The following is an 11901-nucleotide window of genomic DNA, read 5'->3' on the forward strand; positions in this document are numbered from 1 at the left end:
CAGGAAGCACCGCCATGACCGCCATCGCTCGGATCACCCTGCTCAGTCTCGTCCTGGGGTTAAGCGCTTGTGCGGTCCAACGGCCACCTCACCAGACCTTGCCGCCGATCCCGCCGTCGCAGCCCAGCCCGACGCCGTCCCCGACGCCCACGCCGAGCAAGCCAGGCATCCCGGCCAAACCCGCGAAACCGCTGCCGCGCACCTCTGCCAGCTTCGCCCCGCCACCGGGGGGCAACAGCCATTGGGATGCGAAGATGGGCGTCTACGTGCTCGACGACCAGCCCAACACGTTCTACCGCCAGCGCACCTACTACCGCTGGAACAACGGCTGGAGCCGCTCGATCAGCCCGAACGGGCCATGGGAAGACACCGACATTCATGGCGTGCCGGGCGGCCTGGGACGGCAATTCGGGCAATAGCGCAAAAAGCAGAGGCGACCTTCGGGTCGCCTTTTTTGTGCCTGCTCGCGAAGCTGATAAACACACCAAACCTGTAGCAGCTGGCGAAGCCTGCGTTCGGCTGCGCAGCAGTCGTAAATTCAGTACATGCGGTGTGTCAGGAATACCGCATAGCCTGATTTCACGACTGCTGCGCAGCCGAACGCAGGCTTCGCCAGCTGCTACAAGGGGCGGTACAGACTGCCACTGCCACTCAACCTTTCATCAAACCTTCATCAAATGGTTATTCGAGGGACTTGTGCAAGTCATAGCGCTGACATGCCCGGTGCCTAAAGTCGGTTGAACTCCAAAGCGGCCAGGGACGGCTGTTCAACCAGACAGAGAAGCCCATGAACACAGCTATCCATGTCGATCATCTGAACAAGACCTTTGCGCGCAAGACTGCACTGGTCGACCTCGAACTCACCATTGCTACCGGTGAGATGGTCGCGCTGATTGGCGCTTCCGGCTCCGGCAAGTCCACCCTGTTACGGCACCTTGCGGGCCTGGCCTGTTGCGATCGCAACAATGGCGGCAGCGTCAAGGTGTTGGGCCGGGAAGTGCAGGCGTCCGGCCGGTTGAATGGCAAGGTGCGACGTTTGCGCGCCGATATCGGCTACATCTTCCAGCAGTTCAACCTGGTCAATCGCCTGAGCGTGCTCGACAACGTGCTGCTCGGTTGCCTGGGGCGCATGCCGCGATGGCGTGGCAATTTGAGCCTGTTCAATGCCCAGGAAAAACAGTTTGCCCTCGAATCCCTGGACCGCGTCGGTCTGGCGGATCTGGCGGCCCAGCGTGCCTCCACGTTGTCCGGCGGCCAGCAACAGCGCGTGGCGATTGCCCGGGCCCTGACCCAGCGCGCCGAGGTGATTCTGGCGGATGAGCCGATCGCCTCTCTCGACCCGGAATCGGCGCGCAAGGTCATGGAAATCCTTGCCGACATCAACCGCCGCGACGGCAAGACCGTGGTGGTGACCCTGCATCAAGTCGATTACGCCACCCGCTATTGCCCCCGCGCCGTGGCGCTCAAGGGCGGACGGATTCATTTCGACGGTCTCGCCGCCGATCTGAGCAGCCAGTTCCTCAACGATTTGTACGGTGCCGACATCGACACCAGCCTGATGTTTTCCGACCAGACCCGCCGCCCCGAACCCGCCCCTCGGCTGGTGCTGGCGCGCGTTTGAACAACCCGTTTTTTCCAATGGCGCACCCCAAGGAATCCTTTCCATGTTGAACCGTATCGGTCGCGTTTTTGCTGGCGCACTCCTGATTGCCAGCAGTGTGCTGGGCACCGCCCAGGCTGAAGAAAAAGCCATCAACTTCGGCATCATGTCCACCGAGTCTTCGCAGAACCTGAAAAGCATCTGGCAGCCGTTTCTGGATGACATGCAGAAGAAAACCGGGCTGAAGATCAACGCCACATTTGCTTCCGACTATGCCGGCCTGATCCAGGGCATGCGCTTCAACAAAGTCGACGTCGCGTGGCTGGGCAACAAGGCCGCCATGGAAGCGGTGGACCGTTCCAACGGCGAAATCTTCGCCCAGACCGCCGCCGCCAACGGCGCCGCCGGGTACTGGAGCGTGCTGATCGTGCGCAAGGACAGCCCGATCAACACTGTCGATGACATGCTGAAAAACGCCAAGAACCTGACCTTCGGCAACGGCGACCCGAACTCCACCTCGGGCTACCTGGTGCCGGGCTACTACGTCTTCGCCAAGAACAACGTCGACGCCGCCACCGCATTCAAACGCACGCTCAACTCCAGTCATGAGGTCAACGCGCTGAGCGTGGCCAAGGGGCAACTGGATGTCGCGACCTTCAACACCGAAAGCTGGGATCGCCTGGAAGTCACCCAGCCGGACAAGGCTGCGCAGCTCAAAGTGATCTGGAAATCGCCGCTGATCCCCGCCGACCCGCTGGTGTGGAGCAAGGCCCTGAGCGACAGCGAGAAGACCAGGATCCGCGATTTCATCTTCAGCTATGGCGATACCGATTCCGAGAAAGCGGTCCTCAAGGGCATGCAACTGGGCAAGTTCCTGGCCTCCAGCGACGACCAGTTATTACCGATCCGTCAGCTCGAACTGTTCAAGCAACGCACCACGATCAGTGCGGATACCAAGCTTGAAGCGGCGGACAAGGCCAAGAAGCTTGCGGATATCGACGCTGAACTGGCGAAGCTGCAAGAGCGCATCACCTTGCTTGAGAAAACCGACAAAAAGACTGCCAACGCCGGTTGATTCACCGAGGGGCAAATGTGGGAGCGGGCTTGCTCGCGAAGGCGGCGGCACAGGCGCCATCGATGTTGACTGACCCACCGCTTTCGCGAGCAAGCCCGCTCCCACAAGGGGTTTTGCACCCGGCATTACTTTCGTGTCACGCGTTAATTTAGAGAGAATCCATGACCACTCTTCACGCTGAAGCCGTCGGCAAGCACACCTGGCCGCAATACGTCGGCTGGGGTCTGTTTCTGGTCCTGCTGGCCTGGGCCTGGCACGGCGCCGAGATGAACCCGATGGCGCTGTACCGCGACTCCGGAAACATGGCGACCTTCGCCGCGGATTTCTTCCCGCCGGATTTTCATGAATGGCGTTCCTACCTCAAGGAAATGATCGTCACCGTGCAAATCGCCCTCTGGGGCACGGTGTTGGCGATTGTCTGCTCGGTGCCGCTGGGCATCCTGTGTTCCGAGAACATCACCCCGTGGTGGATTCACCAGCCGCTGCGGCGGGTGATGGATGCTTTCCGCTCGATCAACGAAATGGTCTTCGCGATGTTGTTCGTGGTGGCGGTCGGCTTGGGCCCGTTCGCCGGGGTGCTGGCGCTGTGGATCAGCACCACCGGCGTACTCGCCAAGCTGTTCGCCGAAGCGGTGGAGGCCATTGATCCAGGCCCGGTCGAAGGGGTTCGCGCCACCGGGGCCAGCGCCTTGCAGGAAGTGATCTACGGCGTGATCCCGCAAGTGATGCCGCTGTGGGTGTCCTACGCGCTCTACCGCTTCGAGGCCAATGTGCGCTCGGCGACGGTGGTCGGGATGGTCGGGGCCGGCGGGATCGGCGTGATTCTGTGGGAGAACATCCGCGCCTTTCAGTTTGTTCAGACCTGCGCGGTGCTGCTGGTGATCATCGTCGTTGTCAGCCTGATCGACATCCTGTCGCAACGCCTGCGCAAGCAGTTCATCTGATTTTCGGAGGGGTGCCGCTGGGCGCTTTTTTTAAGCATGCAGTTGTCTAGACAAGATGAGCCGGTGTACCGCGAATTGGCCGACATCCTGCGCCGTGAGCTGGCCGATTATCAGGCCGGGGACTTCCTGCCGGCGGAGGTGCAACTGGCCGAGCGCTTTGGCGTCAATCGCCACACCCTGCGCCGCGCCATCGATGAGCTGGTGTTCGAAGGCAGTCTGCTGCGCCGCCAGGGCAAAGGCACGCAGGTGCTGGAACGGCCGCTGATTTATCCGATGGCCGCCGACAGTGCCTACAGCCAGTCGCTGTCGGCCCAGGGGCTGGGGGTCGAAGCGCTGTTGCTCAAACGCCGTTACTGCTACGCCAGCCGTGAAGAAGCGCAGCATCTGGGCATCGCCGAGAAGGCGCCGATGATCGAGTTGCAGACCCTGCGCAAGCTCGACCACCAACCGGTCAGCCTGATCCGTCATCGCTACTGCGCCAGTCACGCGCCGTTGCTGGCGGACTACGTCGGCGGTTCGTTGCGCCAGTACCTCCGTGAACGCGCTATGCCACTGACCCGCACCCTGAGCCTGATCGGCGCCCGCTTACCCAGCCGCGAAGAAGCCGCGTTGCTGATGATGCCCCGGCATTTGCCGGCGCTGAGTGTGTTCACCCTTTCCCGCGATCGCGACGGCCGCCCGGTGGAGCTGGCCCAGTCCACCAGCCGTTCGGATCGCTTCCAGTACCAGGTCGTCACCTGATGGAGAACTCAACGATGAACCCTGCTTCTCACACCGCGCGGCAGCACTGGATCGGCGTGCTGGCCCGTGCCCGTCGCAGCGAATTGCAGCCCCATGAAGCCGCATTGCGCGACATCGAGTACCAACTGGTCCGCGCCCCGGAAATCGGCATGACCCTGGTTCGCGGGCGCATGGGCGGCAACGGCGCACCGTTCAACGTCGGCGAAATGAGCGTGACCCGCTGCGTGGTGCGTCTGAGCGATGGCCGTACCGGTTACAGCTATTTGGCAGGCCGCGACAAGGTCCACGCCGAGTTGGCCGCCCTGGCCGACGCGCATTTGCAAGGTGCGCAGCAAGGTCATTGGCTGACGGAAATGATCACGCCACTGGCGACAGCTCAGGCCGAACGCCAGGCCCGGAAAGCGGCAGAAACCGCCGCCACCAAAGTCGAGTTTTTCACCCTTGTGCGAGGAGAAAACTGATGAGCGCACAACTGTTGCAACCGGCTTTTGCCGATCCGGTGCTGGATGCCCAGCGCGGTTTTCGCGCGGCGCTCAAGGCGTTGTCCGGTCCTGGACTGATCCAGAAGTTGCACGACCTCCCCAGTATTGAAGGGCTGGCCCCGGCCACTTACGCGTTGTGCCTGGCGCTACTGGATGTCGACACGCCGCTGTGGCTGGCGCCGTCCTTCAACACGCCGGTGATCCGCGCCAACCTGATGTTCCATTGCGGCTGTCCGCTGGCCTCAAGCCGGGACGCCGCGAGTTTTGCCTTGCTCGCCGCCGACGATGTGCTCGACCTCAGCGGCTTCGACACTGGCAATGATCGCTACCCGGATCAGTCCTGCACCGTGCTGGTTCAGCTTTCGCGCCTCGACGGCGGGGCAGGGCTGAGCTGGCGCGGGCCGGGCATCGAACTCGAAAACCCGGTCAGTCTGCCGGTGGCCGATGGTTTCTGGCGCGAGCGTGAACAGCGCAACGAATTCCCCCGTGGGCTGGACCTGTTTTTCACCGCCGGCCATGACCTGATCGGCCTGCCGCGCAGCACCCGCATCGCACAGGAGCGTGTCTGATGTACGTAGCCGTCAAGGGTGGCGAACAGGCCATCGACAATGCCCACCGTCTGCTGGCGAAAAAACGCCGGGGCGATACCTCGGTCACTGAACTGAGCGTCGAGCAAATCCGTCAGCAATTGCCGCTGGCGGTGGCGCGGGTGATGAGTGAAGGCTCGCTGTACGACGAAGAACTGGCCGCACTCGCGATCAAGCAAGCGGCGGGGGATCTGGTCGAAGCCATCTTCCTGCTGCGGGCCTACCGCACCACGTTGCCGCGTTTCAGCCCGAGCCTGCCGATCGATACGTCGAACATGCAACTCAGCCGGCGATTGTCCGCCACGTTCAAGGATGTGCCGGGCGGGCAATTGCTCGGGCCGACCTTCGATTACACCCATCGCCTGTTGGACTTTGCGCTGCTGGCCGAAGGCGAATACCCAGGGCCGCAAACCACCGCGGATGCCAGCCTCGAAGCGTGCCCACGGGTTCTGGGTTTGCTGGCCAAGGAAGGTTTGATCAAGACCGAAACCGATACCGGCGAACCCGTGGCGGACATCACCCGCGATCCATTGGAATTGCCCGCCAGCCGTGCCCAGCGTCTACAGGTGCTGGCCCGTGGCGATGAAGGTTTTCTGCTGGCGCTGGGTTATTCCACCCAGCGCGGTTATGGACGCAACCATCCATTTGCCGGGGAAATCCGCATCGGTGAAGTGGACGTGTGGATCGATCCCGAAGAGCTGGGCTTCCCGATCAATCTGGGCAGCATCGAAGTGACCGAGTGCGAGATGGTCAACCAGTTCGTCGGCTCGGCCACGGAGCTGGCGCAGTTCACCCGCGGCTACGGTTTGGCGTTCGGGCATGCCGAGCGCAAAGCCATGGGCATGGCGCTGGTCGACCGCGCATTGCGGGCCGACGAGTACAACGAAGAGATCGTGTCCCCGGCGCAGCAGGAAGAGTTCGTGCTGATGCACTGCGACAACGTCGAGGCGGCCGGTTTTGTCGCGCACCTCAAATTACCTCACTACGTGGACTTCCAGGCCGAACTGGAACTGATCCGCAAACTGCGCAAGCCTGCCGAGGGCCACAGCCATGAATGACATGAGCAACTCCATGACGGGCGGGGCTCCGCCACGGGACGCGGCCTACAACTTCGCCTACCTCGATGAACAGACCAAACGCATGATCCGTCGCGCTTTGCTCAAGGCTGTGGCGATCCCCGGTTATCAGGTGCCGTTCGGGGGCCGCGAGATGCCGTTGCCGTATGGCTGGGGCACCGGTGGCATGCAATTGACCGCGGCGATTCTGGGGGCGGATGACGTGCTCAAGGTCATCGATCAGGGCGCCGACGACACCACCAACGCCGTGTCGATCCGGCGTTTTTTCGCCCGCACCGCTGGCATAGCGACCACTGAAAGTACGCCGGACGCCACGGTGATCCAGACCCGTCACCGCATCCCGGAAACGCCGCTGCACGCCGATCAGATCATGGTCTATCAGGTGCCGATCCCGGAGCCGCTGCGCTTTATCGAACCGTCGGAAACCGAAACCCGGACCATGCACGCCCTGAATGATTACGGGGTCATGCACGTCAAACTCTACGAAGACATCGCCACTTTCGGTCACATCGCCACCAGCTACGCCTACCCGGTGATGGTCGATGAGCGCTACGTGATGGACCCGTCGCCGATTCCCAAATTCGATAACCCGAAACTCGACATGAGCCCGGCACTGATGCTGTTCGGCGCCGGCCGCGAAAAGCGTCTGTACGCGGTGCCGCCATTCACGCGGGTCACCAGCCTCGACTTCGAGGATCACCCGTTTGAAGCGCAGAAGTGGGACGAGTGCTGCGCCATCTGCGGCAGCCGCGAATCCTTCCTCGACGAGCTGATCATCGACGACGCCGGCACCCAAAGCTTCGTCTGTTCCGACACCTATTACTGCGCCCAGCGCATCAGCCAGCAGGAGCAGGGCCAATGAACCAGGTGCTGAAAAACCAACACGCCAACGTCACCGTCGAGCCTTTGCTGCGGGTGCGTGATCTGTCGCTGCTGTATGGCCTGGAGAAGGGATGCCAGGGCGTCAGTTTTGACCTGTACCCCGGCGAAGTGCTGGGGATTGTCGGCGAGTCCGGCTCGGGTAAATCGACCTTGCTTTCCTTGCTCAGCGGGCGCTTGCCGCCTCAGCGCGGCAGCATCGGCTACCGCGACAAACAGGGCGAATGGCTCGATCTGTACAGCGCCAGCGAAGCCGAGCGCCGGACCTTGCTGCGCACCGAATGGGGCTTCGTCGAACAGAACCCGCGAGACGGTTTGCGCATGGGTGTTTCCGCCGGCGCCAACATCGGCGAACGCCTGATGGCCCAGGGCGTACGCAATTACCAGCAACTGCGCGGGGCCGGGATTGACTGGCTGAGCCAGGTGGAAATCGATCCGCAGCGCATCGACGACTTGCCCCGGACCTTTTCTGGCGGCATGCAGCAGCGGCTGCAAATCGCCCGCAACCTGGTGTCGAGCCCGCGCCTGGTGTTCATGGACGAACCGACGGGTGGACTCGACGTGTCGGTGCAAGCGCGTTTGCTCGACTTGCTGCGTGGCTTGGTACGTGAACTGGACCTGGCGGTGGTGATCGTCACCCACGACCTGGCCGTCGCCCGTTTGCTGGCCGACCGCTTGATGGTGATGCGCCGCTCGCGGGTGGTGGAAACCGGTTTGACCGATCAGATCCTCGACGACCCGCAACACCCTTATTCGCAACTGCTGGTGTCTTCGGTATTGCAGCCGTGAAGCCCCGTCCATCTGTGGAAATCCGAGCGATGAATACTTTGATCGAGGTCCGTGGCCTCTCGAAAACCTTCACCCTGCATCAACAGCACGGCGTGGTCCTGAATGTGCTGAGCGGGGTGGATTTCAACGTGGCCGCTGGCGAGTGCCTGGTGCTGCACGGCCAGTCCGGTGCCGGCAAAAGCACCTTGCTGCGCACCCTGTATGGCAACTATCTGCCGGCCGGCGGCAGCATTCGCGTGCAGCACGACGGTCACTGGCTGGAGCTGGTGGGCGCCGAGCCGCGAGACATTTTGCAGGTGCGCCAGCGCACCCTGGGCTATGTCAGTCAGTTCCTGCGGGTGATCCCGCGTGTCGCGTGCCTGGACGTGGTGATGGAGCCAGCTTTGGCCCGTGGCTGGTCCAGGTCGCTCGCGCAATCTCGCGCCGAGCTGCTGCTCAGCCGCTTGAACATCCCGCAGCGCCTCTGGCAGTTGGCCCCCAGCACGTTCTCCGGAGGCGAGCAGCAGCGGGTCAATATCGCTCGCGGCTTTATGGTGGCTTGGCCGGTGATGTTGCTCGATGAACCCACGGCATCCCTGGATGACACCAATCGCCAAGTGGTGCTGGAACTGATGAACGAAGCGAAAGCGGCAGGTGCCGCGTTGATCGGCATCTTCCACGACCGCACCGCCCGCGAGGCGGTTGCTGATCGCCATCTCGACATGACCCCAGCCGCTGTCAACCAAGAGGCATTCGCCCATGTCCGCTGAACAGATCCTCAGCAATGCCCGGCTGGTCACCGCTGACCGTGTGTTCCTCGGCAGTGTGGTGCTGCGCGACGGCCTGATCGCCGAGGTCGCCGAAGGCCCGAGCCGACTGCCCCAGGCCCAGGACCTCAATGGTGATTTCCTGTTGCCGGGCCTGGTGGAGTTGCACACCGACAACCTGGAAAAACACATGACCCCCCGCCCCGGCGTGGACTGGCCATCGACCTCGGCGGTGCTCAGTCACGACGCGCAAATCATCGCGGCCGGCATCACTACGGTGTTCGACGCGGTGTCCATCGGCGACGTGAACCCCAAAGGCAATCGCATGCAGAAACTGCCGGCGATGCTGGAGGCGATTTCCAGCGCTTCCGATGCCGGGCTGACCCGTGCCGAACACCGTCTGCACCTGCGTTGCGAGCTGTGCCATCCGGATACCCTCAGCGTGTTTCGTGACCTGGTGCAGCATCCGCTGGTGCAATTGGTGTCGGTGATGGACCACTCGCCAGGCCAGCGTCAATTTGTCCTGGAGTCCAAGTACCGTGAGTACTACATGGGCAAATATCACCTGACGACCACGCAGATGGACGAGTTCATCGTCCTGCAAATGGCCAACTCCCGGGAGTACAGCACCCGCTATCGCGCGGCGATTGTCGAGCATTGCCTGGCCCTGGGCCTGTCCGTGGCCAGTCATGACGACGCGACCCTGGCCCACGTTGAGGAATCGGCGCGCTACGGCATGACCATCGCCGAGTTCCCGACGACCCATGAGGCGGCGCGTGGCAGTCAGCAATTGGGCATGAAAGTGTTGATGGGCGCACCGAACATCGTCCGTGGCGGCTCCCACTCGGGTAACGTGGCCGCCGCTGATCTGGCCGGCGCAGGCTTGCTGGATGTCCTCTCCAGTGATTACTACCCGGCGAGCTTGCTGCAAGCGGCGTTTTTGCTGGCGGCCCAGGACAATGACTGCGATCTGGCGCAGGCGGTCGGCATGGTCAGCCTGGCGCCGGCCAGGGCGGCGGGGTTGAGCGACCGCGGCGAGATTGCGGTGGGTTTGCGGGCGGACCTGGTACAGGCCAGGACCCGGGAGGGGTTGCCGGTGGTGCAACAAGTGTGGCGACAAGCGAAGAGGGTGTTTTGATGGCGGGCAGGTTGATCTATCTCATCGGGCCTTCAGGTTCGGGCAAGGACAGCCTGCTGGATGCCGCACGCGTGCCGTTGGCCGAACGCGGCTGTCGCATCGTGCGACGAGTGATCACCCGTTCGGCGGAAGCGGTCGGCGAGTCGGCGTTGGGCGTCAGTGCGCACCAATTCGCCGAAATGGAGGCCCGGGGTGCGTTTGCCCTGAGCTGGCAGGCCAATGGTCTGGCCTACGGCATCCCCCGGGAAATCGATGATTGGCTGACAACGGGGCAGGATGTGTTGGTCAATGGTTCGCGGGGGCATCTGCCGCGGGTTCGGCAGCGCTACCCGCAGTTGCTGGTCCTGCTACTGAGTGTTGATCAGGCGGTTTTGCGTCAACGGCTGCTGGCGCGAGGGCGTGAATCCGTCGCCGAGATCGAGGCGCGACTGGCGCGCAATGCACGTTTCAGCGAGCGCCTGCTGGCCGACCACGACCCCGCCTTGCACCTGCTCGACAACTCCGGACCGCTGGCGCTCACGGTCGAGCGCTTACTGGCCTGCGTCGATGGGCAAACCGTATGCGCCTGACATTATTGGGCACCGGTGATGCGCGACAGGTGCCGGTCTACGGCTGCGCCTGTGTCGCCTGCGACCTGGCTCGCCGCGATGAGCGACGCCGACGTCGGCCCTGCAGCGCGTTGATCGAATGCGGCGATCAGCGCTGGTTGATCGACAGCGGCCTGCCCGACCTCACCGAACGCTTCCCGCCCCACAGCTTCAACGGCATCTTCCAGACCCACTACCACGCCGATCACGCCCAAGGCTTGCTGCACCTGCGCTGGGGCCAGGGCCTGGTGATTCCGGTGCACGGCCCGGTGGATCCGGAAGGCCTGGCAGACCTCTACAAACACCCCGGCATTCTCGACTTCAGCCAACCGTTTGCCCATTTTGAAACCCGGCAATTCGGCCCGCTCAGCGTCACCGCGCTACCGTTGCAACACTCCAGACCCACCCTCGGCTACCTGCTGGAAGGCGAAGGACGACGCATCGCCTACCTCACCGACACCGTCGGCCTGCCACCCGCCACCCGCCAATGGCTGCAACGCACACCCCTTGATGTACTGGTACTCGACTGCTCGATACCGCCACAACCCCAGGCACCGCGCAATCACAACGACCTGACCCTGGCGTTGCACTGCATCGACGAACTGAACCCGCAGCAAGCGGTGCTGACCCATGTTGGCCATACGCTGGATGTGTGGTTGCTGGAGCATCGTGATGAATTGCCGGGGAATGTCGGGGTTGGATTTGATGGGGAGGTGATCTGAAAGGGGAGTGCCTCACTCGTATCCTGTCCTTAACGCTTGTGCTTGCTCGGCGAGAAGCGTCATTGCTTGCTCGCTGGCGGTGTCGCGCCGGTTTTTATATTCCATCAAATCGGCAAAGCGCACACGTCGGTGCTTGCCTGTTTTGTGGTAGGACAACTCGCCGGACTCCAGCAGCTTGATGAGGTGCGGGCGTGAGACATTGAGCAGGTCCGCCGCTTCCTGGGTCGTCAGTTCTGCGTGAACGGGAACGACTTTGACGGCATTGCCTTCTGCCAGCGCGGCCAGAATGTCGACCAGCAATCGAAGGGCGGAAGTCGGCAGTTCGACGCTGTGGGCCTCGTTCTGCTCGTCGAAAATCTGGATGCGCTGGGTTTCGAATTGCGTCGCGAGATAGGCGGTGAGGGCACGCTGGCCTTCGATGGCGGCCTGAACTTCGCGGGCCATGGGCAGGTTGATCGGTGGATGGATGACTAAAGACATGATGGTTTCCAACATTCTGAGTAGCAATGTTGGAGAGGCTATTCGAATCAAACGA

Annotated in this window: 15 protein-coding genes; 14 read left to right on the top strand and 1 reads right to left on the bottom strand. The window is 62.6% G+C overall.

The window, feature by feature from the left end; all coding sequences use genetic code 11:
• Positions 1-14: 14 nt before the first annotated feature.
• From HB680_RS27150 to phnP, 14 genes are all read left to right on the top strand, one after another.
• Positions 15-419 carry a hypothetical protein gene (locus HB680_RS27150; protein WP_213941470.1) on the top strand — a complete coding sequence of 135 codons (405 nt, stop codon included), beginning with the start codon at positions 15-17 and terminating at the stop codon, positions 417-419.
• A gap of 368 nt (positions 420-787) precedes the next feature.
• Complete coding sequence (gene phnC, locus HB680_RS27155) at positions 788-1621, top strand: phosphonate ABC transporter ATP-binding protein (RefSeq protein WP_213941471.1); 834 nt, start codon at positions 788-790, stop codon at positions 1619-1621.
• Positions 1622-1664: 43 nt separating this feature from the next.
• Entirely contained in the window at positions 1665-2675 is a 1011-nt protein-coding gene (gene phnD, locus HB680_RS27160; RefSeq protein ID WP_213941472.1) for a phosphonate ABC transporter substrate-binding protein, read from the top strand.
• Between the two features lie 161 nt (positions 2676-2836).
• Positions 2837-3619: a phosphonate ABC transporter, permease protein PhnE gene (phnE, locus tag HB680_RS27165; protein WP_123510473.1), complete on the top strand. Its 783-nt coding sequence runs from the start codon at positions 2837-2839 to the stop codon at positions 3617-3619.
• 36 nt (positions 3620-3655) lie between these two features.
• On the top strand, positions 3656-4360 hold the full coding sequence (phnF, locus tag HB680_RS27170) for a phosphonate metabolism transcriptional regulator PhnF (RefSeq protein ID WP_213941473.1): 705 nt from the start codon (positions 3656-3658) through the stop codon (positions 4358-4360).
• Positions 4361-4374: 14 nt separating this feature from the next.
• Positions 4375-4821 (top strand): phosphonate C-P lyase system protein PhnG, encoded by a 447-nt coding sequence (gene phnG / locus HB680_RS27175; RefSeq protein WP_213941474.1) that lies wholly within the window; start codon positions 4375-4377, stop codon positions 4819-4821.
• Complete coding sequence (gene phnH, locus HB680_RS27180; protein ID WP_213941475.1) at positions 4821-5411, top strand: phosphonate C-P lyase system protein PhnH; 591 nt, start codon at positions 4821-4823, stop codon at positions 5409-5411. Before phnG ends, phnH begins: the two co-directional genes overlap by 1 nt.
• On the top strand, positions 5411-6487 hold the full coding sequence (locus HB680_RS27185; RefSeq protein ID WP_213941476.1) for a carbon-phosphorus lyase complex subunit PhnI: 1077 nt from the start codon (positions 5411-5413) through the stop codon (positions 6485-6487). The genes phnH and HB680_RS27185 overlap by 1 nt, the downstream gene beginning before the upstream one ends.
• Before the next feature lie 13 nt (positions 6488-6500).
• A complete protein-coding gene (locus HB680_RS27190) occupies positions 6501-7367 on the top strand; it encodes an alpha-D-ribose 1-methylphosphonate 5-phosphate C-P-lyase PhnJ (RefSeq protein WP_213941518.1) in 867 nt (288 codons plus the stop codon).
• The gene (gene phnK, locus HB680_RS27195; RefSeq protein WP_213941477.1) at positions 7364-8173 is read left to right on the top strand and encodes a phosphonate C-P lyase system protein PhnK; all 810 of its coding nucleotides are present in this window, start codon (positions 7364-7366) and stop codon (positions 8171-8173) included. The genes HB680_RS27190 and phnK overlap by 4 nt, the downstream gene beginning before the upstream one ends.
• Positions 8174-8202: 29 nt before the next feature.
• Positions 8203-8922, top strand: coding sequence for a phosphonate C-P lyase system protein PhnL (gene phnL, locus HB680_RS27200; RefSeq protein ID WP_213941478.1), 720 nt, complete (start codon positions 8203-8205; stop codon positions 8920-8922).
• A complete protein-coding gene (locus HB680_RS27205) occupies positions 8912-10057 on the top strand; it encodes an alpha-D-ribose 1-methylphosphonate 5-triphosphate diphosphatase (RefSeq protein WP_213941479.1) in 1146 nt (381 codons plus the stop codon). The genes phnL and HB680_RS27205 overlap by 11 nt, the downstream gene beginning before the upstream one ends.
• Positions 10057-10626 (top strand): phosphonate metabolism protein/1,5-bisphosphokinase (PRPP-forming) PhnN, encoded by a 570-nt coding sequence (phnN, locus tag HB680_RS27210; protein ID WP_213941480.1) that lies wholly within the window; start codon positions 10057-10059, stop codon positions 10624-10626. Before HB680_RS27205 ends, phnN begins: the two co-directional genes overlap by 1 nt.
• The gene (gene phnP / locus HB680_RS27215; RefSeq protein ID WP_213941481.1) at positions 10617-11366 is read left to right on the top strand and encodes a phosphonate metabolism protein PhnP; all 750 of its coding nucleotides are present in this window, start codon (positions 10617-10619) and stop codon (positions 11364-11366) included. The genes phnN and phnP overlap by 10 nt, the downstream gene beginning before the upstream one ends.
• A 12-nt stretch (positions 11367-11378) precedes the next feature.
• Here phnP and HB680_RS27220 read toward each other — a convergent pair whose 3' ends face one another.
• Positions 11379-11846: a helix-turn-helix domain-containing protein gene (locus HB680_RS27220; RefSeq protein WP_133839097.1), complete on the bottom strand. Its 468-nt coding sequence runs from the start codon at positions 11844-11846 to the stop codon at positions 11379-11381.
• Between the last annotated feature and the right edge of the window lie 55 nt (positions 11847-11901).

It is taken from the genome of Pseudomonas sp. dw_612, from assembly GCF_018449725.1.
Lineage (GTDB): Bacteria > Pseudomonadota > Gammaproteobacteria > Pseudomonadales > Pseudomonadaceae > Aquipseudomonas.

Bases quoted from the DNA above. Each gene is read 5' to 3' on its own strand.
- phnP (WP_213941481.1), top strand. From the start codon at position 10,617: ATGCGCCTGACATTATTGGGCACCGGTGATGCGCGACAGGTGCCGGTC.
- phnK (WP_213941477.1), top strand. From the start codon at position 7,364: ATGAACCAGGTGCTGAAAAACCAACACGCCAACGTCACCGTCGAGCCT.
- HB680_RS27190 (WP_213941518.1), top strand. From the start codon at position 6,501: ATGACGGGCGGGGCTCCGCCACGGGACGCGGCCTACAACTTCGCCTAC.
- phnL (WP_213941478.1), top strand. From the start codon at position 8,203: ATGAATACTTTGATCGAGGTCCGTGGCCTCTCGAAAACCTTCACCCTG.
- phnD (WP_213941472.1), top strand. From the start codon at position 1,665: ATGTTGAACCGTATCGGTCGCGTTTTTGCTGGCGCACTCCTGATTGCC.
- phnC (WP_213941471.1), top strand. From the start codon at position 788: ATGAACACAGCTATCCATGTCGATCATCTGAACAAGACCTTTGCGCGC.
- HB680_RS27205 (WP_213941479.1), top strand. From the start codon at position 8,912: ATGTCCGCTGAACAGATCCTCAGCAATGCCCGGCTGGTCACCGCTGAC.
- phnN (WP_213941480.1), top strand. From the start codon at position 10,057: ATGGCGGGCAGGTTGATCTATCTCATCGGGCCTTCAGGTTCGGGCAAG.
- HB680_RS27150 (WP_213941470.1), top strand. From the start codon at position 15: ATGACCGCCATCGCTCGGATCACCCTGCTCAGTCTCGTCCTGGGGTTA.
- phnG (WP_213941474.1), top strand. From the start codon at position 4,375: ATGAACCCTGCTTCTCACACCGCGCGGCAGCACTGGATCGGCGTGCTG.
- phnE (WP_123510473.1), top strand. From the start codon at position 2,837: ATGACCACTCTTCACGCTGAAGCCGTCGGCAAGCACACCTGGCCGCAA.
- HB680_RS27220 (WP_133839097.1), bottom strand. From the start codon at position 11,846: ATGTCTTTAGTCATCCATCCACCGATCAACCTGCCCATGGCCCGCGAA.
- phnF (WP_213941473.1), top strand. From the start codon at position 3,656: ATGCAGTTGTCTAGACAAGATGAGCCGGTGTACCGCGAATTGGCCGAC.
- phnH (WP_213941475.1), top strand. From the start codon at position 4,821: ATGAGCGCACAACTGTTGCAACCGGCTTTTGCCGATCCGGTGCTGGAT.
- HB680_RS27185 (WP_213941476.1), top strand. From the start codon at position 5,411: ATGTACGTAGCCGTCAAGGGTGGCGAACAGGCCATCGACAATGCCCAC.